Consider the following 25,636-nt stretch of genomic DNA (forward strand, 5'->3'; position numbering starts at 1 on the left):
GTTCGATGGACCGATTCTGGGCGGTGGGGTGTGGGCTGTCTGCCACCTATTGGTCGTAGGTGGCGGAAGGCCCGGCGCTGTGCGCCGCCGCCCGAGCATGGGCTCGGGCGCTACAGAAGCACTGTCAGCTGTAGAGCCGAGCCCACGCTCGGCTGCGCTTCTCAACGCAGCGCCAGGTCCACGGCGATACCGGCAAACAGCGCGGCGCCGACCCAGTTGTTGTGCAGGAACGCCTTGAAACACGGGCCGCGCTCGCGGTTGCGGCAGATCCAGAATTCGTACACCACCAGCGCGGTGGCCACGGCCACGCCGGCCAGGTAGTAGCCACCCAGCCCGCCGCGCACGCCAACCAGCGCCATGGTGGCCAGGAACAGCGCGTACAGCACGCCCTGGATGACCAGATCGAGATCACCGAACAGGATCGCGGTGGAGTGCGAGCCCATCTTCAGGTCGTCCTCGCGGTCGACCATGGCATACCAGGTGTCGTAGGCGGTGGACCACAGGATGTTGCCGGCATACAGCAGCCAGCCCAGCATCGGCACCTCGCCCTGCACGGCGGCGAACGCCATCGGGATGCCCCAGCCGAACGACATGCCCAGGTAGACCTGCGGCAGATGGGTGTAGCGCTTCAGGTACGGATAGCTGGCGGCCAGGAACACGCCGATGAAGCTCAGGCCGATGGTCAGCCCGTTCAGGGTCAGCACCAGGCCGAACGCCACCAGCATCAGCACGGCGAACAACGCCAGCGCGGCACGGCCGCTGATCGCGCCGGTGGCCAGCGGCCGCGCCTTGGTGCGCTCCACATGCGGGTCGAGCCAGCGGTCAGCGTAGTCGTTGATGACGCAACCGGCCGAGCGGGTCAGCCACACGCCGGCGGTGAACACGAACAGCGTCCACAGCGGCGGCAGGCCACCGGCAGCCAGCCATAACGCCCACCACGTGGGCCACAGCAGCAGCAACGTGCCGATCGGGCGATCAGCGCGCATCAGACTCCAGTAATGCCGCCAACGCGGCGTCGCCGGCGACTGCGGCGAAGTGAGGGGGGTATCAGCCATGGCGATAGGATACTCCTGCCCTTCTGGCAGGGCTTTGCCGGTGGGGGGAGATTTGTTCGGCGAAACTGGATAGAATGCCCGTCCCGCACCGCTTCATGGCGGTGCGATGCCCGCCCCGGCACTGGCCGACGGCGCGGCGGTTCTACAACGCGCCCGTAGCTCAGCCGGATAGAGTAGTGGCTTCCGAAGCCATTGGTCGGGGGTTCGAATCCCTCCGGGCGCGCCATTTTTCCTTCGTTGCCTGGCCGGCGCGCCGCCAGAAATGTCAGGGAATGAACGTTGCCGAGCGATGCTCGCAACCGGCAGCGTCCTGTACCACGATGGAGTAATTCGCGCCCGCGCTGGATGCGCCGGGCAGGAACAGGCCATCACCATCGAACAGAACGCTCTGCTGTTCATCCTGCCCGATCGACAGCCCGATCGCTCCCGGTGTGATTTCCTCAAGGATCACGTTGTAAGGCCGCCAGGCATCCTCGCCTGTGCGCCTCATCTCTGCGCGAGCGGTCCTTGGGTTCAACCTGCGTCTCTCATCCACCCACAGCTGAAGCGGCTGATCAGCATTGTGGGTGACCTGGAAGCGCCCGTAGGTCAGTCCGTCGACGCTCTCGGTGCCGACGTAGGTGAAATGGGCCGGCGGACACTTCGTGGTGCGGCTCGGATGCGCCGCACAGGATGTCAGTGCAACCACGAGGCAAAAGGCGTTCAGGTGCTTCATGGCTTCGAGGCCTGACGTGGGTGGTTGTCGCGGCGGTGTTCGGCAGTGAGGGCAACCAGCACTACGCCCCAGAGCGGCGTGAGCAGCACGACGCTCATCACCGTCAGCGAAACCAGTACCTGCCAGAGCAGCGATCGGCTGAATCCGCTGAATCTATAGGCTTCCAGTACAAGCACCACGACCTGGGCCAGAAGGCCCGCGAGCAGCCCCAAGCCAGCCCCCTGGGCAAGCCGCCTGATCGTAAGGCGGCCCGCGGCGGGAACCCGTGCGCAGATTCCCAGCAACAAAAGGCTGACGGCATACAACCAGAAGAAAACCTGATGTGAGTCGAAGGCGTAAAGCGCCCTGCCCACAAAGTGCAGGAACAGCCAGAGTGCTCCACACGACACCGCGTAGGCCAGCCCGTACCGAAGAATCTGCCTGGCTTTCATCTTGTACCTCTCCGAGGGCGTGCAGCTCGATCGCGTTCTTTTGTGGAGGAGTGCGGGAGCTCATGCACCTTGCCTCCCGCTTGGCGCCCTACTCGCGCAAGGCATCGCGCAGCGCTCGAGAGTACCTGCCTGCCTCCAGCGTTCGCAGCTGGGCCAGTGGAATCCGATACCTCCTGAACAGTGCGGCCAGTTCCAAGACCTCCCCCTCCAGAACCGCATCTGGATCCAGGGGGAGATAGATGACATCCCCTCTGCCGACCGCATTCCCGATGCAGCCGATTCGACCGCGCACCCGAGGCGCTCTACGTCTCGTCGCCCGAAGGCGGGTAAATTTCCACCGCCAAACCGAGGCCCAAAGTTGTGACTCTGGTGAGAACTGCACGATCCAGTTCAAATCCGCCAAGTCCGCCCACAAAGATGCTGATATAGAATTCTGCCCTCCCTCCCGTATCTGTGATGTGGCCAATGAACTCACGCTTGTTTATCAGAAAATCGCACCAACGGGAGATCTCCTCATCCAACTCGACATTCACCTTCCTCGCGAGAGGAATAGATAGATAGGTAAATTCATAGAGCTGCTGATCCTCACCCTGCCGAGCTGGTCTAGGCTCACCTGCACTGCGGGCAAAGCGGGACTCCAAACCAATTTCCTCCCTAATGGATTCAGCAGAAACAGAGGGATGGAAAAACCTAAGTGAAATATTCACCAAAAGACCACTCACGCATCACCTCCCAAAACCATAATCACTAATATTCCCCTCCATTCTACCTTTGCCGTCCTGCGTCCCAACCCAAATATCGCCATTTGGGGCTATACCAGTCCAGTGCGTCGGGCTAGCAGCGGAACCTTCCTTAATGGTTTCAACGGCACCATGATCAAGCCCGAAGGATTTTTTGGCCGTGTCTATAGGGAGTGTTCCTACTGGACAGTTCGTAGGCTTGGATCGCGCACCGTCCTTTTTCTTGCTGAAGTAGAGGTTGGCGAGAGCATCCACGATTACTGGCAAACTTACCGTCGCACCAATGAAAGCATCGATTGGCGAGTGGATCGGACTCATATCAATGTATGGCGCAGGAGCTTGCCCTTCCCCATAGCCCGGGAGGTCAGGATTCCACTGCTGGTAACCACTTCCAGGCCGATACGCTGGAGGTGGCAATCGCATAGCCCGAGCTGCACCGGACTGTAAGCCAAGACGATCCAAAGCAGACGCAGGGTTCCCACTCACATATGAATAAGTACTGATGCCTCCAACCAAACCAATCGGATCACTCTGCGAGTACCGCCCCACCATTGGTTCATACTCACGCTGGTAGTTGTAGAACAACCCACTCGCATCCGTGGCCTGCTGGCCCGGGAAGCGCAGTGCCAGCTCGAATGCCACACCATCGCCATCCGGGTCGGCACTCGGAATCTGGTTGCCGAACACTTCGCTCTTGTTGCTCCACTCCCAGATCGCGACATCGCGCACCGGATCGATCACCACGCGCGGCGTACCCAGATGATCCGGCTGCACGTAGGTCAGTTCAGGCACGCCGGTAGCCGGCACATTGATCAGCGCTACCGGATAGTTGTCCAGCCAGATGGCCTGCTGCTGCGCCTGCCCGGTCGCCGAGTAGTTGCCAACCCACTGCCCGGCTTCGTCATAGATCGTGACCTGCGCATCGCCACCAGCCGGGGTGCGCAGCACGCGCTCGCCGCGATGGTTGTAACCGTAGCTCTCCAGTGTGGCGTTACCCTGCTTCACCGCGTTCATGCGGTTGGCATCGTTGTAGGTGAACGCCTTGCTGCCAATGCTGGTGGTATTGCCCGCTGCGTCATGGCTGCGTGCCTCGCCATCCACAGCAGTCAGGCGATGGCTGGTTGCGGGATAAGTGTAGCTGGCAGTGCCTGCCGAGGTGGTCAGCGCGGTGCGATTGCCGGTGGCGTCATACGCATAGGTTTCAATCGGCGTGCCGGTCGCGCCGTCCTGGGTCTGGGTCAGGCGACCCAGCGCGTCGTAGGCGTACTTGGCCAGCACCGTCGAGCCTGTGCCGTTCTTCAACTCGGTGATCGAACCGACGGGATCATAGCCATAGCCCAGCGACAGGCCGCCTGCCGCCGGGTCATGCACCGCCTGCGGGCGATAGTCCAGATCCAGCGGACGCTGCAGCTGGCGGCCGTTGCCATAGGTCCAGCCGGTCGCCGGGCCGAAGGCCGCGTAGGTCACGTTGTTCACCACGATCTGGCGGGCTTGGCCGGGCCGGGTCAGGCCGATCTGGCTGATGCGCCCCTGAGTATCGCGCACGTAGTCGGCGACGCTGCCATCGGGATACGTCAATGCCGTCAGGCGACCCGACTTGCTGTACGCATAGCGCAGCGTACTGGCAACGCCGTTGACGGTCTGCACCTTGCGGGTGACCTGGCCGAAACGGTCATGGCAGTACTGGGTGCTGCCATTGGCGTGCAGCACCTGCCCCAGGCGCCCCTTGGCGAAGCGCTCGTCGGCGGCACAGGCGGCCGGCGCAACGTCATAGCTGTAGCCCACGTCCAGATTGGGGTCCGGATAGGCGATGCCGATCAGGCGGTTGAGTGCATCGTAGTGATAGGTGGCGGTGACGCCGCGTGCATCGGTGGCCGTCTTGCGATTGCCAGCCGCGTCCACGGTGTAGCTGCTGGCGCCGCTATCTGGGCTGACTTGCCCGGTCAGGTCACCGAACCCGTTGTAGGCATAGGTCGTATGCAGACCTTTCGGGTCGGTGACCTGGGTGACCTGGTCCAGTGCGTTGTACTGGCTGCGGATCTCCGCCGCCACGCCACCCACGTCCTGCAGGGTCTGGGCCAGGCGGTTCAGCGGGTCGTACTGCTGGCTGGTCACGCGCTGCAGGGCGTCGGTGACCGTCTGCGGGTTGCCGTTGGCATCGTAGGCAAAGCCGGTGGCGTGGTTGCCCGCATCCTTCAGCGCGGTCAACTGGCCGAGCGTGTTGAACGTCCGTGCCAGGGTACGGCGCAGGGTTCCGCCAGTATCCAGCGTGTCTTCCTTGAGGCGGTTGCCGGCGTTGTCCAGCGCATAGTGAATGGTGTTACCCGCACTGTCCGCGATGTCCGTCAGCCGCTGGGCGGCGTCATAGACATAGGTAACGCTGCTGCCGTCAGGCTCGGTGATCTGTTGCACCTGGCCGGTCGGCCAGTAGCTGATCTGGGTCACCCGATCCTCGGCTGTGGTGGCACCGCGCACGGTGACCGAGGTCGGCCAGCCGCGCGCATGGTAGGTGTAGTCGGTGACCACGCCGTTGGCATCCTTGACCGACAACGGCCGTCCGAACGCGTCGTAGGCCAGAGTCTCGACCGTCTGGCCCAGCGCATTGGTCACGCTGCGCAGGTCGCCCTTGCGATAACTGCAGGCACCATTGGCCGCGCATCCCGCGTCGTCCGCAGTGTAGTAGGCATAGGTGGACACATCCGCCACATCACTGCGTGGGCCATCCACGCTACGCAGCAGTCCCACCAGCGGGCACTCCGGCCCTTCGGCCTCACAGTAGGTCTGCGTGGTGATGCGGGTATCACCGGTCACCCTGTCGCGCACGGTGATGGTGGTTGGCTGGAGGCGCGCATTGCGTGCGATGCGCATCTCACGGTTACCGATGGCCTGCTGCACCAGCCGATTGCTGTCCATGGCCACGCGCGTTTCGCTGACGCGCTGATCCGGAGTACCGGCCGCTTCGGTGGTGGTGGTCACACTGACAGCACCTGCGGCAGCGTCGCTGGCCTCCGCATAGGCGTAGTTGGTAACAACGCCACGGCGATCGGTCACCGACTGCAGCCGACGCCGGAAATCGGTGCCCTCGGGCAGATAGGTGCGACTGATGCTGCCGTTGCTCTCGGTGATGCCATTGACCTTGCGCGGAAGGCCACTGGTGCCGCTGGCGGTCAATGCGTACGTACTCTGCTTGCCTAGTGCGTCGGTGACGATGGTGGTGCCTGCCGGGGTGTACTCCAGGCGCACGCCATCAATGCCCACGTCGGCTTGGCTGCAATCGCCGGAATGGCGGCTGCAGGTGACTCGCCCTTGCGTGTCATAGCCGTACCAGCTGTAGCGCTGGCTGTCTTCGGCGGTCACGCCGGTCAGGTAGCCCGGGAAGCGGGCGTCCTCATAGTGATACGTACGGCTGGCACCGTCGGCATAGGTCGCGGTGATCAGTTCCCCGGCCGGAGAATAGGCGTAGCTCACCACAGGCTGGCCGGCGATTACCAGGGCCGAGATCAGTGAATCGTCGCCCGGCGCGAGGTACTGGACATCCACGCGCCGACCGGTTGAATGGGTGATGCTGAGCAGGCGACCGCGGCTGTCGTGTGCATAGGTCAGCGAAGTACCGTCTTCGAAATCACGGCGCTGCATCAAGCCATCAGCATCAAAATAGATGCGCTCTCCGGCACGTGAAAGTTGCCAGTTGGTGCCCTGCTGGACCGCGCGATCGCCGCTTCCGTCCATGGCTTCGTAGCTTGCCCCCACTTTCTGGAATGCGGTCTGCCCGCCATCGGCGCCGATCAGCCCAACTTTCAGTTCGGAGCTGGGAGGGAAGGTGGAATCGTCTACGCCTGCGGTAAGCCGCAGATTGTGGGAATGGGTCCAGCCCGTGCCCAACGCGCCGCCCGCCGTGCTTGTCAGGGAGTGATAGTGGCGTTGGAAGCTCACCCATCCTAGATTGAAATCCGGCTCAGGCTGGGATTTATCGCCAGTGGTCGGATCACACGGGTTACCAACAGGACACTGCTGCGGCGGCAGCGGCCCGCTTGTGTAGGAGAGCATGGGCGACATGTGCGGCTCGTCCTGCTGGACCAGAGAGCACATCTGCAGGGCCTCATTCCACGTCAGGGACGGTCGATTCGGACAAAGCGCCGTTCTGGCCCGGCGCACATGCTCCCACCCCACTATCGACGAGCATTCTTGAGTGCTCTGATGATAGAAGTTCAAGGTGTAATGGAAATTCTTCTCCTCGTTGGTGACGCTACCGTCGTCGCCCCTGCCAAGTCCAAGGAGCTCCACCCAAGGATCCTCCGTGAGTGAAGTCGCCGGGCACTGCGGGTCGCTGACGCGGGTAGCGAGGATCACGCTACGAATCTGATCTTCGGATGAGTACTCCTGCCCTGAGTGGATGTAGACCCAGTCGGTAGTAACGATCTTCTCGGGTCTCACCCGGTAATCGTAGATGACCTTCTTTCCAAGGACGCGTTGGCGTTTGACATGCCAATTGAAGGGTTTGTCCTTTTCGTACTGGGAAAAGAGCGACTTGATGTCCTTCTGCACCGCCGCTTCGGTAGCTCGCGGCTGGCCCATCGACAGGTAGCTCTCCCATTTCTTCTGCACCTCCTGCGCCTGCGCAGCCCAAGGAGCCAAGCTCCCCAGCGCGATCATCGCCAGTGCGGCACACGAAATGGTCTTCAGTCGTTCCAACATCCCTGTTCTCCTTCCTGGACAAACACAGCACCGGCAGGAACGAGAACGTGGGGCGGTTGCCTCACCACGTCATGCTTCGGATCGTCCCTGGTCCGGAATGCGGTCTGACCGCATGGGGGACGTTATCTCCGATGTCGTTTACACATTCAAGTCAGAAAGTGTGGAGTGGGTCGGATTTCAGAGTTTTCTGATGCAGGGGGGGGAGCGTGTCGGAAATTCAGCCGAGCGTGGGCTCGGCTCTACAAGGCGAATGCCTCCAGAAACAGAAACACCGGGCAGTGCCCGGCGTCTCCGTCACAGCGTGGAAGGGTGTAAACCTCAATACTTACCGTCGAACGCGAAGATCGGCTTGCGCGTCTTCCACGCACCAGCAGTAAAGTCCGGGAACTCCAGCGTCTGGAAGCTGTTGGCGATCGACTGCTCGCTCAACGGGGTGATCGCACTCCAGGTCACTGCGTCGTAGATGTCGATCGGCATCGGTGCCTTGGCCTTCAGCGCTTCAACAAATGCATGGATGACGAACCAGTCCATGCCGCCGTGGCCGGCGCTGGCGGCGGTGTCGGCATTCTGCTTCCACAGCGGGTGCTCGTACTCGTCCTGGTACTTCTTGAACTCTTCCCACTGGTGCGGCGGGCTGCGGCCTTCGATGTGGATCGAATGGTTCACATCCATCCACAGGCCCTTGGTGCCCTGCACACGGAAACCCATTGAATACGGGCGCGGCAGCGAGGTGTCGTGCTGCAGCAGGATGGTCTCGCCGTTCTCGCAGGCCAGCGTGGTGGTGACGATATCGCCGAGCTTGAACTTCACCTGGGTGCTGGGGTGGGTGGTGCCACCACTCTTGGCCACGGTGTATTCGTGCAGGCCGCGTGCCTTGGTCGCGAAGGCGTTGATGTGGGTGAAGCGGTTGCCACGGTTGATGCCGGTGTACATCGCACAGGGGCCGATGCCGTGGCTGGGGTACAGCTCACCATTGCGTTCCACCGAATGCTCGGTGCGCCAGCGAGCTTCGCTCCAGCCCTTCGGACCGAACTCCACGCCGCTGTCGTAGGGCTGGTTGGGGTCGCCGGAATTGAACTTCACGCCGCGCAGGTCGTGCTGGTAGCCGGCCTGCAGATGCACCAGTTCGCCGAACAGGCCCTGGCGCACCATCTGCAGCGCGGCCATCACGTCGCGGCGGTAGCAGACGTTCTCCAGCAGCATGTACGGGGTGCCGGTGCTCAGCTGGGTCTTCAGCACGTCCCAGTGGTCCTGCAGCGTGATGCCGGCCACCACTTCACAGCCCACGGCCACGCCGGCCTGCATGGCGGCAATCGCCATCGGTGCGTGGTACTCCCACGGCGTGGCGATGATCACGCCATCGATGCCCTTCTGTTCCAGCAGGCGCTTCCACGCGTTGGTATCACGATCCTGGCCATAGGTCTTCGGCGCGGGCTTGCCGGCCTTCGCCACCATCTCTGTGGCACGGCCCAGCATGATCGGCTCGACGTCGCACAGGGCAACCACTTCGACGTCGTCGCGGCGCACCAGCTCCTTCAGCAGCACCAGCCCGCGCATGCCGGTACCGATCATGGCCAGGCGCACCTTGCGCCCGCGTGCCCATGCCGGGGTCTGCGGCAGCAGGCTGCTGGCGGCGACAGCGGCACTGGCCGCGATGAATTCCCTACGCTTCATGGCAGACATCTCTCCTCTTGGCAGCGTGCCGGCCGCAGCCGGCACGCCAGGTCACGCAAACGGAATTACTTGAACCGGTAGCCGATGGTCACACTGTAACCACGGCCGAAGATGGTGGCGTAGTCACTGGAGTCACCCAGGAAGCTGTTCGGATCGTAGAACGGCAGGCGGTTGAACAGGTTCTTGACGGTGAAGCTCAGGTTCCACGCATCGTCCGGGCGCCAGGTGACGCTCATGTTGGCGGTCCACCACGACGGTGCACCATCGCACTTGCTCTTCTGCAGGGCCAGGTAGCCGCCGGTGCAGGTTTCCTTGTTGTTGCTCTCTTCGTCGATCTGGTCGGTAGCCCACTTGGTGCCACCCACGTAGTTGACGAACATGCTGGTGGTCACCTGCTTGTAGGTCCAGTCTGCATTGAGCGTGGCACGCAGGCGCGGATTGTTGTAGTAGCCCACCACGTCGCCGTAGTACCAGCCGTTCTCGGCGTCCATGTAGAAGCGGTTGCGGTTGGCGATGGTGGCGGCCAGGCCGATGTTCAGGTTGCCCCAGTCGCCCAGCGAGAAGCGGCTGCGCGCGTCGATGTCGAAGCCGTCGATCAGCGTCTTGCCGCGGTTCTTGTACTGGCCGACCACGCTGGCCACGTTACCGGCGGAGTAGCCCGGCAGGGTGGCCGGGCAGCTCACGCCGCTGGCCGGATCGGCGCACATTGCCGCCAGCTGCGCCAGGTTGGCGCGGTCGCTGTCGGTGATCGGCGAGCGCGACATCGAGATGATGTCTTCCATGCGGCGATAGTCCGGCGCGACGATTTCGTTGTCACGGTAGATGAACCAGTAGTCGGCCGACACCGACAGCCAGGTTGCCGGCTCGTAGACGAAGCCGAGGGTAGCGATCTTGGCCTTTTCCGGCTTCAGGTCCTTGTTCGGCTGGGTCATGCGCGCCACGGTGCGGCTGCAGTCGACGTTCAGCAGGGTCTTGCCGAGGTCGACGTCACCCGGCCGCTGCGACTTCAGCAGCAGGTTGGCGATGGCGTTGGTCTCGCCGCAGCGCAGTTCGTCACGGAAGCCACCGAGCTGGGCGAACACGCCGCCGTTGCCGGACTCGGCCAGGCTCGGTGCGCGGAAGCCAGTGGAATAGGTGCCGCGCAGCATCAGCTGATCGAACGCCTGGTACTTGAAGCCGATCTTCGGCGCGATGTTGGCGCTGAAGTTCGGGTACTTGTCCACGCGCACCGCCGCATCCAGTTCCAGCTTGTCGGTGATCGGCGCCACGGTCTCGGCGAACAGCGCGTAGGTGTTGCGCTTGCCGTCGAACCACGAGCCGCCCTGCTGGGTGATCAGGCCATTGGCCGCATCGGCGTTGCCCGGGGTGTAGAAGGTCTCACGGCTGGCGTTGAAGCCGAACGCGGCGCGCATCTCGCCCGCCGGCAGCTGGAACAGCGGTCCTTCGATCTTGCCGTCCAGGGTATGCAGGCGGGTCCACGACTGGATGTCGAAGGTCGGGAACGCTTCACGGATCAACGCGGCGTTGGCTTCGCTGATCTCGCCGAACTTGTACGTCGGGTGGTCGGAGATGATCACCCGACCGGTACCAGGATCGATCGTGTACGGCCCGAACGCCTTCTCGAAGCCCTTGGTGTTGACGTTGATCGTCTGGTAGGTGGTGGAGTGGGTACCGGCGCTGGCGAATGCGGTTTCCCAGTTCCAGTCGCCCCGGTTGCCACGCGCACCGGCCAGCACGCGGTAGCTCTTGTCGGTATTGCGCTGGCCGAAGTAGTTCGGGCCGGCATCCTGCAGCAGGTAGTTCAGGCCGACCACGCCGCCCATCATGGCCTTTAACTGCGGGCTGGCGTGGTTGTACTCGTTGTTCGGGCCCAGGAACGGGTACAGGAACTGGTTGACGGTGTTGCCGGTGTTGCGCGAGAACCAGCTGGTCGGGTTGCCGGTCGTGGTGCCATAGGTGCGCGGCGTGCCGCCGTTGGCGCGCAGGTCGATGTCGGTATAGGTCGCCTCGGCGAAGATCTCGGTGTTGTCACCGACCAGGAAGGTGCCGTTGAGGTAGGCGGTGTTGCGCTCGGACTTGGCGCCGGCATCGATCTCGTTGTTCATCCAGGTTTCCCAGACGCAACGCGGGCCGGCCGCTTCACTGGTCAGCACGTTCTTGCAACCCGGCGCGGCTTCCTGCACGCGGCGGCCGGTGACCGGATCGAAGGCGAAGTAGGTGCCCGGGTTGAACTCGCCCGGCTTGCTGCCCACGCCCAGGCGCAGGTTGTTGAGGTAGTTCGGGTTGTTGACGTAGTACTGGTCCGGACGCTTGTCGTAGAAATCGCTCAGCGGAATCGCGTCGCGACGGTACATGTTGACCGCGCCATAGATATTGAAGCGGTTCTCGGCCAGGTCACCGAAGCCGGCGGTGATGCTGGCCTGGCGCTCACCGTAGGAATCGATGCGCGAGGAGGTGTCGTTGGTGAAGCTGATCTCGGCACCCTGGAAGTTGCGCTTGGTGATCACGTTGATCACGCCGGCCACCGCGTCGGTACCGTACACGGCCGACGCGCCGTCGGTCAGCACTTCCATGCGCTCGATGGCCGCCGCCGGGATCGCATCGATGTTGACGAACTGGGTCTGGAAGCCGGCCGGCGCACCGTAGTACGACAGGCGGCGACCGTTCAGCAGCACCAGCGTGCCCTGTGCGCCGAGCCCGCGCAGGTTGGCCTGCGAGGCACCATCGGAACCGGTGAACAGCGAGCGCGCATCCTGCTGCGCAGGGCGTGCGGCCGGCAGGTTGTCGAGCACCTGCAGCAGCGTGCGCGCACCCATGTTCTGGATGTCCTGCTTGCTGATCACCTGCACCGGCGAGGCGGTTTCAACGTCGGTGCGGCGGATGTTGGAGCCGGTGACCTCGATGCGGGCCAGGTCGGTGGCGTTGTCCTTGCTCTCCTGGGCGAAGGCAGGAGCGGCAAGCGAGAACAGCGCGCCGGCAATGGCCAGCGTCAGCGGAGCGATCGGGCGGCAGGGGGGGCGGTGGTGGCGGGCGGGCAACATCGGGGTTCTCTCCTGGCAAGGGTGCGGCGCAACTGAGTGAGCGCGTGGGCGTTCGGCGGGCAAAACGCTCCCGGGCCACGGCCATGAGGGCCGTAGTCGGGATGGGGCGGGGGAGGAGCGGTGTTACGTGGGGGTCATGGGGCGACGATGCTGGCGGAGTCGCCCTCCTGGCCGATCAGTACGGCGTTGGCCCAGTTGGCACAGACCTGGGCGGGTTGGCTGCCCTGCGCACCCAGCGTGCGCAGGCTCAGGGTGGAAAGGCCACGGATGTCCAGCTCCGGCTTGACCACGCCGGGCGCCTTCACCAGGCCGCTGTCGTACAGCAGGCGGTTGTCGCCCCATACCTGGAACTGCAGGCCGCCGGCGTTGCGGCAGGCGTCGTCGATGCCGAGGTCGGCACGCAGCAGGTGCCAGCCGCCCTGCAGGCGCAGATCGATGCGGCTGTTGGCGCCGACCCCCAGGCCACGGCGGAACTGCAGGCCGTTCATGCGCATGCCGGCGTCGCCACGGAAGGACTGGTCGGTACGCAGCTGGCTGGCCAGCGCGGCCGGCACCGGCAGCTCGGAGAGATAGCGCTGCCGGGCCGGTCGCTCCGGTTCCTGGTGTTCGAGAATGTGGAAGGTGGACAGTGCGATCGGGCCGACGTCGCGCGGCTGCAGCGCATCGAAGGCGCGGCCACTGCCCTGTGCGGCCGTAACCATCGGATCGGTGCTGCTGGCGCCATCGCCTTCCGGGTTCTGCACGCTCAGGACGCGGAAGCGCAGCAGGCGGCCGGCATGGGCCGGGAAGTCGATGCGTTGCACGCCTTCCTTCAGCTGCAGGCGGCCACGGGCGATCGGCTCGCCCCACTCACCATTGCTGTCGCCCAGGTACACCTCGTAATCGCGCACCTGGCCGTGCTTCCAGTTCTTGTCGTTGCGCGGCGCGATGTCGATGCCGTCGATCATCCTGCGCTCGCCGAAGCCGATCACCCACTCGTGCGCGCCGGTGCGCACGGCCTGGTTGCGCACGCTGCGGAACCAGGTGTTGGGATCGTCATCGAAGGCGTTCTCCAGCGCATGGCCGGGCTCCTCGGCCGGGCGGTTGACCACCAGCAGGCTGTCTGCAGGCAGTTCGCGGCCGAGTACCGGCGCGGCCGGATAGGCATCGTCGGCGGCCGCAGCGGCCACCGCGAAGTCCAGCTGCAGCTGCAGCGGCTGGCGGATGTCCTGAGTAGCGGTACGCACGTGCAGCGTGCCACGGCGCTCCTTGGCATCGAAGTACCAGCCTTCAGCCGCACCGTTGAACGCCGCCGCATCGGCCAGCGCCGGCAAGGCGCGGCCATCGGCCTGCACTGCACGCGGCGCCTGCCGGCTGAGCACGCGCAGGCCATAACGACGCTGCGCCAGCTGGCCGTTGTACTGGCCCTGCACCGCGTCGATCTGCACCTGCACCGGGCCACTGCCCAGTGCAGGCGCCTGCACGCGGATCTGCTGCGTGCTCGACTCGCCCTGCTGGTAACGGCGCGTGTTGCCATCGTCTTCGTACAACGTGTACTGCGAATCGCCCTGCGGGTACAGGTCGAAGGTCACTTCATCGAGCGGCTTTTCACCATCGAACAGCATCGACGGGTACATCGGCAGGATCGCACCGGCACGCACGAACACCGGCAGCGTGGCCAGGTCCACCTGGCGGTCCAGCTGGCGGCCGTCGGCACCGGCCTGCACGCGGCGGCCGTCCCAGTAGTCGATCCACCCCCCGGCCGGCAGGTGGATGTCGCGGCGCCAGCCACGGCTGGCGGCCTGGCTGCGGTACACCGGCGCCACCAGCAGATCGCGGCCAAGCAGGAACTGGTACTTGTAGGTTTCATCCTGCGCGTGCGGGTCGCGCGGGTTGTCCCACATCAGGCCACGCACCGGTGGTGCGCCGGTCTGCGCGGCCTCGTGCACCAGGCCGTACATGTACGGGGTCAGGCGCATCTTCAACTTCAGGTAATCGCGGTTGATGCTGCGGTAGGGCTCGTCGTACCACCACGGATGCTTGCGTGCGTTCGACGACCAGCCGCTCATGCCCATCAGTACCGGCGTGAACGCCTTCCACTGCAGGTCGCGGGTGAAGGTCTCGGCGCTGCCGCCGAAGATCGCATCGACGTCGCCGCTGGCATAGGCCATGCCGGACAGGCCGGAACCGACCAGGGTCGGCACGTGCCAGCGGATGTAGTCCCAGCTGCTGCTCTGGTCGCCGGTCCAGGCCACGGCATAGCGCTGGATGCCGGCCCAGCCCATCACCGTCCACAGGAACGGGCGCGAATCGGAATTGTCGAGGATGCCGTTGAACGCCTGGCGGTTGGCGTCCATCGCGAACTGGTAGCCCTTGCCGGTCCAGGCCACGTCCAGCTTCTGCACGCGGCTGCCGGCCTTGCCCACTTCCCAGGCGATCTTGTCGACGCCGTTCTCGGTCCACAGGCCGGTGCGGAAGCCGTAGCCGGCGAGCCCCTTCACCGTTTCCGGCAACTGCTTGTAGCCGCAGCCGTAGCCATCATTGGGCAGGATCCAGCCACCGGGCATGTCGTGGGCGCGGTACTGCTTGGCCACGCTGTCGATCACATCCGGCGTGGTGCCGGTCGGGCCGTCGCTCCAGCCTTCGGGCACGGTGCCGGGCTTCTTGCTGTTGTCGCTGTCGTTGTAGCAGTCGGCATCGCCGTAGGACAGCGCCCAGCGCGCCACCATGTTCGGGCGGCCGGTCAGCTGGGTGTAGCGCTCGATCAGCTTGGGCAGGTCGGCGCCGACGAAGTAGTACGCGTCGAAACGGTCTTCGCGATGCAGCAGCGTGGCCTGGTCGGGCTGGCGCAGGTCGTAGCTGCCATCGCTCCACGTATTGCGCAGCATGCCCCAGCCACGGCTGCTCAGCAGCATCGGTGCAGGACTGGGGCGGTCACCCTCTTCCCAGCCGCCGGAATAGGACACTTCCAGCTCGCGGCCCTTGAACTGGTAACGGCCATTCTGCTGGCCGCCCCCGAAATAGCCCTCATCGGCCTGCGAGGACAGCACCTGCACGCTCTGCGTGGCCTCCAGGTCCAGCGGCTGCAGTTCCTGCCACAGCGCGGTGGGTTGGCCGTTGTCCAGACGTTCCAGGCGCAGGCGCAGCGGCTGCCGCTGCACATGCAGGACCAGTGCGTCGGTACGCACGCGGATTTCCTGCGCGTCTTCTTCCAGCTGCGCCTGCACGTTCGCCTTGGGCTGCGGCAGAACGATCGGTGCGGCCTTGTCGCCGGCGCCGGTCAACGTGCCGTTGCGGCCGGCCTGCACGCGGATGATGTCGGTCGCCGGCAGTTCAATGCGGATGCGCGCGCCCATGTCGGTCTGCAGGTCCCAGCCCTGCACGCCGTCGCGGCTGGCGCTGGCGCTGACCGATCGCAGGTTGCCGACCGGCTCGGCCCGGGCCGTCATGGACGCCAGCATCAAGGCCGGCACCAGGGCCAGCATCAGCGGCGAGCGACGAACGCAGTTTTCCACGCGGACTCCCAACCCGTTCACCGGGCGTTTCGAAAGCGATTGGGCCGACTCTAGGGCAGCGATTCGAAAGATGTCAACAAATTGAAAGGAAAAAGGAAGATATATTCCATTGAAACGAAAGTTGTTGCGTCGCAATACTTTGTGTAAGCGCTTGCAGTCGCCTGTTAAGCATTGTGCGATACGGCATTTGACCCGTCCTTTCGTTTTCCTGGTTATGCCGCGACTGGGAAAGCCACTCGGCCATTTTCTTTCTTTTTACTTTCGATGTTTGACATTTCGAAAGAAAACGCAGATGGTGCGCTGGCCCAACTGGAACCTCCGAATGGACGTCACCCTGCTTTCCGATGTGTCCGCCTGGCAGCGCCTTGGCGGAGCCGACACCGCAACCGAAATCGCCCAGCAGCCTGCGCTGTGGGAAGCACTCGCACAGGACCTGTCGCGTGCCCGCGACCGCCTGCAGGCCTTCCTTGGCGACAGCCTCAACAATTCCAACCAGCGCGTGCTGTTCACCGGCGCCGGCAGTTCCGGCTTCATCGCCGAGATGGTGGCTGACGCGATCAACGCACAGTGGCCGGCCGAGGTGCACGTGGTGCACACCACCAGCCTGCTGACCCACCCGGCGCTGTACCTGCAGCGTGACCGCCCGACCCTGCTGGTGTCGTTCGGCCGCAGTGGCTCCAGCCCGGAAAGCGTGGCAGCGGTGGATCGCGTGCGCAGCGACGTGGACGACGCGCGCTTCCTCGATATCACCTGCAACGCCGATGGCGAACTGGCCCGCCGTGGCGCCGGTCGTGCCGATACCTGCACCCTGCTGATGCCGTCGGCCAGCTGCGATCGTGCCTTCGCCATGACCAGCAGCCTGACCTGCATGCTGCTGGCCGCACTGACGGTGTTCGATCGCTCGCCGTGGGATGCGCGCGTGGCGCGCCTGAAGCAGATCGCCGCGCTGGCCCGCGAAGGGCAGGCGCAGTGGGACGCACCAGTGGCAACGCTTGCGCAGCGCCCGTTCAACCGCGTGATCTACCTTGGCAGCGGCCCGCTGGAAGCGCTGGCCCGCGAGTGTGCACTGAAGGTGCTGGAGCTGACCGCTGGCCGCGTTCTGGCGCTGGCCAACACGCCGCTGGGCTTCCGTCACGGCCCCAAGTCGACGCTGGATGGCAACACCCTGGTGGTGGTGCTGCGCAGCGTGCAGCCGCTCGCGCGCCGCTACGAGCAGGACCTGCTGGAAGAACTGCGCCGCGATGGCGTGGCCGGGCAGGTGCTGGCGATCGGTCCGCATTCGGATATCGGCGCCGATGACGATTACACCCTCACCGTACCGGCGCTGGACGATCCGTGGCTGGCACCGGTGTGGCTGGGCTTCGCGCAGCTGTTCGCGCTGCAGCGCTCGGCCGCGCTGGGACTGACCCCGGACAACCCGTTCCCGGATGGCACCGTCAACCGCGTCGTCAAGGGCGTCACCATCCACCATGGCTGAGCTGATCGCCCACGCCTGCTACGGCATCGACATCGGCGGCACCAAGATCGAGCTGGTGGCGTGCGATGCGGCGATGCAGGTCACTTGGCGCCGCCGCGTGGCCACGCCGCAGGGCGACTACGATGGTTTCCTGCAGGCCGTGGTGACGCTGGTGGCCGAGGCCGACGCCGCGCTGGGCCGGAATGATGCGGCCATCGGCATTGCCCTGCCCGGCGTGCGTGACCGCCGCAGCGGCCGCCAGCTCAGCGCGAACGTGCCCGCACTGACCGGCCAATGCGTGGCGAAGGATCTGCAGGCGCGGCTGCAACGCTCGCTGCATTTCGGCAATGACCTGCAGTGCTTTGCCCTGTCGGAAGCGCACGGCGGCGCCGCCGATGGCTACCCCAGCATGTTCGGCGCCATCCTCGGCACCGGTGCCGGCGGTGGCTTCTGCCTGCAGGGCCGGCTGCTGTCCGGCTTCAACGGCCTGGCCGGCGAGTGGGGCCACTGGAGCGTGCCCGGCCATCTGCTGCAGCGCCATGGCCTGCCGCTGCTGGACTGCGGCTGCGGCCTGCAGGGCTGCGTGGAGCGCTATGTGTCCGGCAGCGGATTGGCCATGATCGAACGCCACCTCGGAGGCAGCGCCGTCGACGCCAGTGCGGTGATCACGCTGGCCGAAGCCGGCGATGCCCGCGCGCGCAAGGCGCTGGACATTCATCGTGATCTGCTCGGCCACAGCCTGGCCGCGCTGGTGCTGGCGCTGGACCCGCACGTGATCGTGCTCGGCGGTGGCCTGTCGCAGTACGCGCCGCTGTACCAGCAGCTGCCGGCCGCCATCGCCACCCATCTGTTCAATGGCGTGCAGGTCCCCCCGATCGTGCCGCCACGGTTCGGCGATGCCGGTGGCGCACGTGGTGCCGCCCTGCTCGCCTGCCAACCCTCGTTTTCCCGATCTCCGGAGCCTGACCATGTCCCCGTTGCAGACCCTGCTTGCTTCCCACCGCGCCGGCGCTAACGTCGGCCTGTACAGCGTCTGCTGCAGCAACGAGCAGGTGCTGCGCGCGGCCATGCACGTCGCCCTGGCGCATGGCACCGTGCTGCTGATCGAGGCCACCTCCAACCAGGTCGACCAGTTCGGCGGCTACACCGGCATGACCCCGCCGCAATACCGCGACTACGTGGGCACGCTGGCCGATGAAGAAGGCTTCCCGCGCGAGCGGCTGATGCTGGGCGGCGACCACCTCGGCCCGAATGCCTGGCAGAAGCGCCCGGCGGCCGAAGCGATGACCCACGCGCGCGTGCTGATCGAAGCCTACGTCGCCGCCGGTTTCCACAAGATCCATCTGGATTGCAGCATGTCCTGCGCCGATGATCCGGTGCCGCTGCCCGATGCCATCGTCGCTGCGCGCTCGGCCGAGCTGGCCGAAATCGCCGAACGCACCGCCGCCGAACATGGCCTGCCGCCGCCGGTCTACGTGATCGGTACCGAAGTGCCGATTCCCGGAGGCGAAGCCTCGCTGGCCGAGGGCCTGCAGGTGACCACGCCGGCCGCCGCCGCGCAGACCCTGGCCATCCACCGGCAGGCCTTCGATACCCCGCAGCTGCGCGATGCATGGCAGCGTGTGATCGCGATGGTGGTCCAGCCGGGCGTGGACTTCGACCACAGCAGCGTGCACGAGTACGACTCTGCCGCTGCCAGTACGCTGGCCGATTTCCTCGAACAGCAGCCACGCATCGTGTTCGAAGCGCACTCCACCGACTACCAGCGCGAGAGCGGCCTGCACGCGCTGGTGCGCGACCACTTCGCCATCCTCAAGGTCGGGCCCGCGGCCACCTTCGCCTACCGCGAAGCGCTGTTCGCGCTGGCCGCGATCGAGGCCGAACTGCTGCCGGCGGCACAGTGCTCGCGCCTGCCGCAGGTGCTGGACGAGGTGATGGTGGCGCAGCCGAAGTACTGGCAGTCCTACTACCAGGGCGATGACGCCGCGCTGCGCCTGCTGCGCAGCTACTCCTTCAGTGACCGTTGCCGCTACTACTGGGGCGAGCCCGCGCTGGTGCAGGCGGTGCAGACCCTGTTCGCCAACCTGGAACAGCACGCGCCGCCACTGGTGCTGCTCAGCCAGTACCTGCCGGAGCAGTACCGCGCCGTGCGTGAGGGCACGCTGGCCAACACCCCCACCGCGCTGGTGCAGCACCGCATCGGCCTGTGCCTGGGCGAGTACGCGCGCGCCTGCAGCGCCAACCAGGCCGGAACCCGCATACAGAACGCACGTTCGGCTGCCGCAGTTGCTGCGAACGGCTAATCTCTACCTTTCCCCGCGAAACCGAGAATGGCCATGCGCAACACCCGCTCCCGCCGGCAACAGATCCTGCAGCTGCTGATCGAGCACGGCTCGGTGCAGGTGGCCGATCTGGTCGAGCGTTTCGGCGTGTCGGCGGTAACCATCCGTGCCGACCTGACCCACTTCGAGTCGCAGGGCCTGGCCAACCGCACCCACGGCGGCGCCACCCTGGTGCGCACGCCGCCGCAGGAACAGGACATCCATGAGAAGGACGCGCTGAACCTGCCGTTGAAGGAATCGATCGGTGCGCGCGCTGCGCGCCTAGTGCAGCCAGGCGACAACATCATCATCGATTCCGGTTCGACCACGATGACGCTGGCCCGCCACCTGCGCGCGCATCGCGATGTGACGGTGATGACCAATGGCCTGAACATCGCCTGGGAACTGGCCAATGCCGCGGGCATCACCGTGCTGCTGACCGGTGGCCTGCTGCGCCAGCAGTCGCTGTCGCTGCAGGGCAGCCAGGCCGAGGCCAGCCTCAACTCGTACAGCTTCGACACCCTGTTCCTGGGCGTGGATGGCCTGGACCTGCAGTTCGGCCTGACCACCCACGACGAGGCCGAAGCCCGCCTCAACCACCGCATGGTCGAGCGCGCGCGCCGCATCGTGGTGCTGACCGACGCCTCCAAGTTCGGCCGCGTCAGCCTGCACCGCATCGCCCGCCTCGACCAGATCCACGCCATCATCACCGACGCCGGCATCGACGACGCAACCCGCGAAGGGCTGCAGCGGCTGGGTATCGAAGTGATCATTGCCGAGCCTCCCGCATGACCGACATCCGTTCCCTGCATGGCCGCATCCTCACCCCGCTGGGCTGGCGGCGTGGCCAGGTCCACTTCGATTCACACGTGCGCCAGCTGCAGGTGGATGACCACAGTGGTGCTGACGACCTGCAGCTGCCGGTCATCCTGCCCGGCTTCATCGACCTGCATGTACACGGTGCGGCCGGGGTGGACCTGATGCAGGGCGGCGACGTGGCGCGCACCATCGCGCGCACCCATCTGCGCTTCGGCACCACCACGCTGCTGGCAACCACCATGACCGCCGGCCTGGATGAGATCGAGCACGCGCTGCAGGGGGTGGCTGCGACGATGGCGGCGCCCGATGCCGACGCCGCCCGCATCGTCGGCGTGCATCTGGAAGGACCGTTCATCAGCCCGCAGCGGCTCGGTGCACAGCCCAACCGTACGATCGAGGCGACGCTGGCGCTGGTGCAGCAACTGCACGCACTGGCGCCGATCCGGGTAATGACGCTGGCACCGGAAATCGGCGAGCACACCGCACTGATTCCGGCGCTTTCGGCGATGGGCATCCGCGTGCAGCTCGGCCACAGCGCCGGCACCTACGAGGAAGGCGTAGCCGCGCTGCAGGCCGGCGCCTCCGGCTTCACCCATCTGTTCAATGGCATGACCGGTGTCGACCATTACCGACCCGGCATCGCCGCGGCGGCGCTGGCGCATGCACAGTACGCCGAGATCATTCCCGACCTGCAGCACATCCATCCCGGCGTGATCCGCCTGGCCGCGCGCGCGATCCCACGCCTTTACGCAGTGACCGACGCGACGGCCGCCACCGGCATGCCCGATGGCGAGTACGCCCTGGGCGAACAGCGCGTGCACAAGTGCGGCGGCTGCGTGCGCCTGGCGACCGGTTCGCTGGCCGGCAGCGCGCTGACCATGGACCAGGCGCTGCGCAACCTGGTGCGTGTGGGCCTGGACTTGGCCGATGCCTCGCAGCGTGTTTCCACGTTCCCGGCCGACTACCTGGGCCTGGGCGATCGCGGCCGCATCGCGCCCGACGCCCGTGCCGACCTGGTGGTGCTGGACGCCGAACTGCGCCTGCAGCAGGTGGTGGTGAGTGGGCGCGTGGTCGATTTGAACGCCGCAAACGCCTGATATCTGCGTTGTTGTGGAGCCGAGCCATGCTCGTCTGCTTTTCATACCGACATCGATGACGTCCGTGCCGCGCTTCGCGCGGCAAGCCGAGCATGGCTAGGCTCTACATGAAGCGCGCAAGCGCAATGCCTCAGCCCCGCACCATCCCCGTTATTCCAGGAATACGCCGATGACCGCAGCCGCCGCAACTGCCGTACCCGTTTCCACCGCTCCGCGCTGGCCCGTACGCTACCTGCTCTTCATCGGCGGGCTGGGTGGCCTGCTGTACGGCATCGACATCGGCATCATCGCCGGCGCCCTGCCCTATCTTGAAGCAACTGCCAGCCACGCCTGGCAGCTCAGCAGCCAGCAGCTTGGCTTCGTGGTGGCCGCGGTACTGCTGGGCAGCGTGCTGTCCTCGCTGTTCGCCGGCATGATCGCCGACCTGATCGGCCGCCGCGGCGCGATGCTGCTGGCCGGCCTGCTGTTCACCGCCTCGATTCCGATCATGGCACTGGCCTCCGGCTACACGCCGCTGCTGTTGGGGCGCCTGCTGCAGGGCATCAGTGGCGGTTTGATCGGCGTAGTGATTCCGCTGTACCTGGCCGAAGTGCTCAGCCCCGAGCGACGTGGGCGCGGCGCCGCGATGTTCCAGCTGCTGCTGACCGTTGGCCTGGTGCTGGCAGCCCTGATCGGCCTGTACCACGCCCACGCCGTGGATGCCGCCGCCGAAGCCGTGCGCTCGCTGCCGCTGGCACAGCAGGCGCAGGAGCTGTTCACGGTGAAGGACCACGCCTGGCGCACCATCTTCTGGACCTGCCTGGCGCCGGGCCTGCTGTTCTGCGCGGGCATCTTCTGGCTGTCCGAATCGCCACGCTGGCTGGTACGCCGGGGCCGCATTGATGAAGCCCGCCGCAGCCTGCAGCGCGTACTGCCCGCTGCCGATGTGGAGCCCACCCTTGCGCAGATCCAGGCGCCGGAATCGAGCAGCAACCACAGCAAGCGCGATCCACTGCTCAGCCGCCGCTACGTGGTGCCATTCCTGCTCGCCTGCGTCGTGCTGGCCTGCACCCAGGCCACCGGCATCAACTCGGTGCTGGCCTACGCGGTGAACATCCTCAACCAGGCCGGCCTGTCCGGCTCGGTCGCCAACGGCGCCGATGTGGCGATCAAGCTGCTGAATGCGGTGATGACCGTGGTCGCGTTGCTGCTGGTCGACCGCAAGGGCCGCAAGTTCCTGCTGATGCTCGGCAGTGGTGGCATCTGCGTGGCCCTACTGGCCGCGGCCACGCTGTTCTTCCAGGCCGAGCGTGGCCGCGCCGATGTGCAACCGCAGCTGCAGGCGGCGGTCAGCGGCGATGGCCTGCAGCTGGTTCTGGATGACGCGCAGTGGCAGCGCCTGAGCAATGGCATCGACAGCCAGGGCCGACCGATGCAGCTGACCGTGTCGTACGCGTATGGTGACTTTACCAACGTGCGCGCCCTGCGCAGCGACAACCTGATTGATCGCGAACTGCGAATCGAGCGCGCCGGCACCGTGCAGCCCGACAGCGTCATTGGTGCGTTCTTCCGCAAACTGCACCTGAACCCGTTCGCCGACCCGGCCAGTGCCGCGCACGCGCCGCTGCGCATCGAGCAGGCGCGCATCGGCCCGGTGCCGCCGCCGGCACACGGCTGGGCCGTGGCCGCCTGCATCCTGGTGTTCGTCGCGTTCTTCGCGGTCGGCCCCGGCGTGTGCGTGTGGCTGGCGCTGTCGGAGCTGATGCCGAACCGCATCCGTTCCAATGGCATGAGCATCGCGCTGCTGATCAACCAGTTCGTGTCGACCACCATCGCCGCCATCTTCCTGCCCACGGTGGGCCACTACGGCTACGCCAGCATGTTCGTGTTCTGGGCGGCGTGCACCTTCGTGTTCTTCCTGGTAGCCGCGTTCTGGCTGCCGGAGACCAAGGGCAAGTCGCTGGAGGAGATCGAGGCACGGTTCGCCCGGTAGCAGTCGACCTTGGTCGACCTCCGCGCGCAACGCGTTGGTGTTGGCGCGCCCGTCACTGACCGGTGATGTGCTTCGCCAACGCCTGCGCCTCGGCGATGCTCGGCAATCCGCTCAGCACCATCGATTCACCGAACGGGCCTTTCACCGTCGCCACCATCAGCACGCGGCCGTCCACGCTGAGCGCCGCGCGCTGGCCCACCAGTGCTTCCGTGCCATCGTGGATGCGCTGGTGCGCTTCGTGTCGAAAGCGGATCTGCAGGCCAGGTTGCTTGTCCTGATCCAGCACGTAGCGCACATCGGCAATGTCGGCGCTGCCGGCGATCGGCGGCTCGTGCAGGGCCAGGGTTTCGCCTTGCCATTGCGCCGGCTTGCCTTTGCCGGAGGCGTCCACCGCGCTCAGGCGCACATCCACGCCAGGGCGCGGCACGTGATCCTTCCCTGCCAAGCCACCGGGCGTGGCGCCCGGCATGCAGCCGGCCAGGGTCAAGGCCACGCCCAGCAACAGCGGAAGCGCAGCCCTCACTTCAGCTTCCGCAGCTTGAATGCCACCAGCACCTGCAGCAGGCCGTACAGCAGGCTGCCGATGCCGATCCACAGCGTAGTTACCGCCACGCCGGCATATGGATTCGCCGCAAACAGCAGGCCCAGCACCACCGCCAGCACGCCGCTGAGGATCAGCAACCATTCGCCCTGGATCTGCTTGCGCACGCGGATCGCGAACACGATGCGATAGATGCCGGCCACCAGCAGCCACGCCGCCAGGAACAGCACCAGCACGCTGGCGGTGGCCAGCGGATTGATCACCGCCAGGATGCCGAAGCCCAGCGAGGCGAGGGCGTACAGCGCCAGCCAGCCGCGGGACGCGCCGCTGCCGCCATTGATCAATGCGAACAGGCTGATGACGCCCTCGATGATGGCCATCACGCCCAGCGTCCAGGCCAATGCCATGGCCGCCGACAATGGCCAGCCGATGGCGACGATGCCGAAGCCGAGAGCGACCAGGCCATACAGCAGGAGGATCCACCAGCTACGGCCAACCGCCGACAACAGGGGAGACAAGGGGGAATTCATGGCCACTCCTTCGATCCGGAACCGGGTTCATCGTAGCCGTTCGAGATGAAGGGGGAGATGACGGTGATCGTTGGCGGGTTCGTCGTGGGCCGGCGCTGCCATGGACGAAATTGCTCCGATCTCATCAATAGACAACAGCTGTCGTTCTTCTTCGCGTCGCCCGGCGCCCCATTTCGCCAGCGACGGTGAGCCGGGTGGGGCTGATGCCACTGCCATCGATCCTGGCGCGGGATCGGTCAGCAGAACAAGGCTCATCACCTCATGACCTCAAACTGCGCTGACCTTAGTGAAATCTGCGCAATTGTTGCGCCGCCCCCATCGCAGAACTCAACCTCATAGGCTTCCTCTGGCTCGGAGAGTACGGCAACTACCACCCCGAGACTGCCACGATAAATTCCCACTGAAGGAATATCCTCCAACAAGCGTACACCTTCATTGATTCTAAAATTCATATATAAATTACTTCACAAATCCTGCTGTCAGCTCTGGAGCATCTGATCCGAGCTTATAGATCCATCCACCTCTAACGACCCCGCGCCCTTTCGGACCTAAAACAGGAATATCGACAGCATATCGACTGCAAAAGGCCCATTCCTATTCATCCATCATTCTTTTCATTTCCAGCCTGAAAATTTCTTCCGCCGCCGAATCTCCCTCATTGTAAAGATCCCAAAAGTCAGCGGTCTGCCAGGACTTCGGCGCTATGGAAACAGCTCCACTCGGATCGAAACTGATTACCCAAGCGACCGAGAGCGTACTGTCGGACACACTAAAATCTCCAATTGGAAATAGTGCCACCGACTCTTGCGCGTCGGACCACAATACCAATCTAACTTCACCAGATGGAGAAATCATGAGTGCAAGGACCGTTACTTCAGCATCTTCGCACAACCAACCGCGCGCGCTTTCAGCGCCTGGCTTGACCACAACTTTCACTTCACCCTTCCTTTGACCTTGAAATCGATATTGAAATTGAGCTTTCCGGTAACTTTATTCATGTAGTAGTGGATTTGAGATCTTTGACCACTCGGCAGAACTATGGTTTGGGTAGTAAA

General features: G+C 65.0%; 17 protein-coding genes, 1 tRNA gene and 1 pseudogene. 7 read left to right on the top strand and 12 right to left on the bottom strand.

The annotated features are described in order from the left end of the window. Positions 1 to 161: 161 nt before the first annotated feature. Complete coding sequence (gene ubiA, locus ACSDHM_RS17760) at positions 162 to 1,055, bottom strand: 4-hydroxybenzoate octaprenyltransferase (protein WP_005411493.1); 894 nt, start codon at positions 1,053 to 1,055, stop codon at positions 162 to 164. Between the two features lie 149 nt (positions 1,056 to 1,204). Between ubiA and ACSDHM_RS17765 the strand changes: the two genes are divergently transcribed. Beyond that, positions 1,205 to 1,281: transfer RNA gene (locus tag ACSDHM_RS17765), tRNA-Arg, on the top strand. Positions 1,282 to 1,320: 39 nt separating this feature from the next. On the opposite strand, the gene ACSDHM_RS17770 is transcribed toward ACSDHM_RS17765, so the two are convergent. The 7 genes from ACSDHM_RS17770 to ACSDHM_RS17800 all read right to left on the bottom strand — a co-directional run bounded on the left by ACSDHM_RS17770 (position 1,321) and on the right by ACSDHM_RS17800 (position 15,845). Then, positions 1,321 to 1,770 carry an adhesin gene (locus tag ACSDHM_RS17770; RefSeq protein WP_188238981.1) on the bottom strand — a complete coding sequence of 150 codons (450 nt, stop codon included), beginning with the start codon at positions 1,768 to 1,770 and terminating at the stop codon, positions 1,321 to 1,323. After that, the gene (locus ACSDHM_RS17775; RefSeq protein WP_438914890.1) at positions 1,767 to 2,201 is read right to left on the bottom strand and encodes a hypothetical protein; all 435 of its coding nucleotides are present in this window, start codon (positions 2,199 to 2,201) and stop codon (positions 1,767 to 1,769) included. The genes ACSDHM_RS17770 and ACSDHM_RS17775 overlap by 4 nt, the downstream gene beginning before the upstream one ends. Positions 2,202 to 2,503: 302 nt before the next feature. Next, positions 2,504 to 2,923, bottom strand: a complete 420-nt coding sequence (locus ACSDHM_RS17780) for a hypothetical protein (protein ID WP_134955282.1) — start codon at positions 2,921 to 2,923, stop codon at positions 2,504 to 2,506. Positions 2,924 to 2,926: 3 nt separating this feature from the next. Next, positions 2,927 to 7,636, bottom strand: coding sequence for an RHS repeat-associated core domain-containing protein (locus ACSDHM_RS17785; RefSeq protein WP_438914889.1), 4,710 nt, complete (start codon positions 7,634 to 7,636; stop codon positions 2,927 to 2,929). Between the two features lie 318 nt (positions 7,637 to 7,954). After that, positions 7,955 to 9,310 carry a Gfo/Idh/MocA family protein gene (locus tag ACSDHM_RS17790; protein WP_438914888.1) on the bottom strand — a complete coding sequence of 452 codons (1,356 nt, stop codon included), beginning with the start codon at positions 9,308 to 9,310 and terminating at the stop codon, positions 7,955 to 7,957. Positions 9,311 to 9,375: 65 nt separating this feature from the next. Further along, the gene (locus ACSDHM_RS17795) at positions 9,376 to 12,351 is read right to left on the bottom strand and encodes a TonB-dependent receptor (RefSeq protein ID WP_439426459.1); all 2,976 of its coding nucleotides are present in this window, start codon (positions 12,349 to 12,351) and stop codon (positions 9,376 to 9,378) included. Between the two features lie 134 nt (positions 12,352 to 12,485). Then, on the bottom strand, positions 12,486 to 15,845 hold the full coding sequence (locus ACSDHM_RS17800; protein WP_439426986.1) for a TIM-barrel domain-containing protein: 3,360 nt from the start codon (positions 15,843 to 15,845) through the stop codon (positions 12,486 to 12,488). A 322-nt stretch (positions 15,846 to 16,167) separates the two neighbouring features. On the opposite strand from ACSDHM_RS17800, the gene ACSDHM_RS17805 reads away from it, so the two are divergent. From ACSDHM_RS17805 to ACSDHM_RS17830, 6 genes and pseudogenes are all read left to right on the top strand, one after another. Further along, positions 16,168 to 17,322, top strand: a complete 1,155-nt coding sequence (locus tag ACSDHM_RS17805) for an SIS domain-containing protein (RefSeq protein WP_439426460.1) — start codon at positions 16,168 to 16,170, stop codon at positions 17,320 to 17,322. Continuing rightward, a pseudogene (locus tag ACSDHM_RS17810) lies at positions 17,315 to 18,250 on the top strand (ROK family protein); the annotation flags it as partial. The gene ACSDHM_RS17805 and the pseudogene ACSDHM_RS17810, both read left to right, overlap by 8 nt. Positions 18,251 to 18,269: 19 nt before the next feature. Beyond that, positions 18,270 to 19,604 (top strand): D-tagatose-bisphosphate aldolase, class II, non-catalytic subunit, encoded by a 1,335-nt coding sequence (locus ACSDHM_RS17815; protein WP_439426461.1) that lies wholly within the window; start codon positions 18,270 to 18,272, stop codon positions 19,602 to 19,604. Positions 19,605 to 19,637: 33 nt separating this feature from the next. Continuing rightward, positions 19,638 to 20,414 carry a DeoR family transcriptional regulator gene (locus ACSDHM_RS17820; protein ID WP_049417055.1) on the top strand — a complete coding sequence of 259 codons (777 nt, stop codon included), beginning with the start codon at positions 19,638 to 19,640 and terminating at the stop codon, positions 20,412 to 20,414. After that, the gene (gene nagA, locus ACSDHM_RS17825; RefSeq protein WP_439426462.1) at positions 20,411 to 21,538 is read left to right on the top strand and encodes an N-acetylglucosamine-6-phosphate deacetylase; all 1,128 of its coding nucleotides are present in this window, start codon (positions 20,411 to 20,413) and stop codon (positions 21,536 to 21,538) included. The genes ACSDHM_RS17820 and nagA overlap by 4 nt, the downstream gene beginning before the upstream one ends. Before the next feature lie 169 nt (positions 21,539 to 21,707). Continuing rightward, positions 21,708 to 23,510 carry an MFS transporter gene (locus tag ACSDHM_RS17830; protein ID WP_439426463.1) on the top strand — a complete coding sequence of 601 codons (1,803 nt, stop codon included), beginning with the start codon at positions 21,708 to 21,710 and terminating at the stop codon, positions 23,508 to 23,510. Between the two features lie 52 nt (positions 23,511 to 23,562). Here the strand turns inward: ACSDHM_RS17830 and ACSDHM_RS17835 are convergent, their stop codons facing one another. From ACSDHM_RS17835 to ACSDHM_RS17850, 4 genes are all read right to left on the bottom strand, one after another. Next, positions 23,563 to 24,033, bottom strand: a complete 471-nt coding sequence (locus ACSDHM_RS17835; RefSeq protein WP_227837143.1) for a SecDF P1 head subdomain-containing protein — start codon at positions 24,031 to 24,033, stop codon at positions 23,563 to 23,565. Then, positions 24,030 to 24,581 (bottom strand): HdeD family acid-resistance protein, encoded by a 552-nt coding sequence (locus tag ACSDHM_RS17840; protein WP_049431885.1) that lies wholly within the window; start codon positions 24,579 to 24,581, stop codon positions 24,030 to 24,032. The genes ACSDHM_RS17835 and ACSDHM_RS17840 overlap by 4 nt, the downstream gene beginning before the upstream one ends. Before the next feature lie 254 nt (positions 24,582 to 24,835). Further along, the gene (locus ACSDHM_RS17845; protein ID WP_081280504.1) at positions 24,836 to 25,033 is read right to left on the bottom strand and encodes a DUF4926 domain-containing protein; all 198 of its coding nucleotides are present in this window, start codon (positions 25,031 to 25,033) and stop codon (positions 24,836 to 24,838) included. Positions 25,034 to 25,175: 142 nt separating this feature from the next. Next, the gene (locus ACSDHM_RS17850) at positions 25,176 to 25,517 is read right to left on the bottom strand and encodes a hypothetical protein (protein WP_143592513.1); all 342 of its coding nucleotides are present in this window, start codon (positions 25,515 to 25,517) and stop codon (positions 25,176 to 25,178) included. Positions 25,518 to 25,636: the final 119 nt, after the last annotated feature.

Origin of the sequence: Stenotrophomonas sp. T8 (assembly GCF_051853085.1) — a bacterium.
GTDB lineage: Bacteria > Pseudomonadota > Gammaproteobacteria > Xanthomonadales > Xanthomonadaceae > Stenotrophomonas > Stenotrophomonas sepilia.

Bases quoted from the DNA above. Each gene is read 5' to 3' on its own strand.
- ubiA (WP_005411493.1), bottom strand. From the start codon at position 1,055: ATGGCTGATACCCCCCTCACTTCGCCGCAGTCGCCGGCGACGCCGCGT.
- ACSDHM_RS17770 (WP_188238981.1), bottom strand. From the start codon at position 1,770: ATGAAGCACCTGAACGCCTTTTGCCTCGTGGTTGCACTGACATCCTGT.
- ACSDHM_RS17775 (WP_438914890.1), bottom strand. From the start codon at position 2,201: ATGAAAGCCAGGCAGATTCTTCGGTACGGGCTGGCCTACGCGGTGTCG.
- ACSDHM_RS17785 (WP_438914889.1), bottom strand. From the start codon at position 7,636: ATGTTGGAACGACTGAAGACCATTTCGTGTGCCGCACTGGCGATGATC.
- ACSDHM_RS17790 (WP_438914888.1), bottom strand. From the start codon at position 9,310: ATGAAGCGTAGGGAATTCATCGCGGCCAGTGCCGCTGTCGCCGCCAGC.
- ACSDHM_RS17795 (WP_439426459.1), bottom strand. From the start codon at position 12,351: ATGTTGCCCGCCCGCCACCACCGCCCCCCCTGCCGCCCGATCGCTCCG.
- ACSDHM_RS17805 (WP_439426460.1), top strand. From the start codon at position 16,168: ATGGACGTCACCCTGCTTTCCGATGTGTCCGCCTGGCAGCGCCTTGGC.
- ACSDHM_RS17815 (WP_439426461.1), top strand. From the start codon at position 18,270: ATGTCCCCGTTGCAGACCCTGCTTGCTTCCCACCGCGCCGGCGCTAAC.
- ACSDHM_RS17820 (WP_049417055.1), top strand. From the start codon at position 19,638: ATGCGCAACACCCGCTCCCGCCGGCAACAGATCCTGCAGCTGCTGATC.
- nagA (WP_439426462.1), top strand. From the start codon at position 20,411: ATGACCGACATCCGTTCCCTGCATGGCCGCATCCTCACCCCGCTGGGC.
- ACSDHM_RS17830 (WP_439426463.1), top strand. From the start codon at position 21,708: ATGACCGCAGCCGCCGCAACTGCCGTACCCGTTTCCACCGCTCCGCGC.
- ACSDHM_RS17840 (WP_049431885.1), bottom strand. From the start codon at position 24,581: ATGAATTCCCCCTTGTCTCCCCTGTTGTCGGCGGTTGGCCGTAGCTGG.
- ACSDHM_RS17845 (WP_081280504.1), bottom strand. From the start codon at position 25,033: ATGAATTTTAGAATCAATGAAGGTGTACGCTTGTTGGAGGATATTCCT.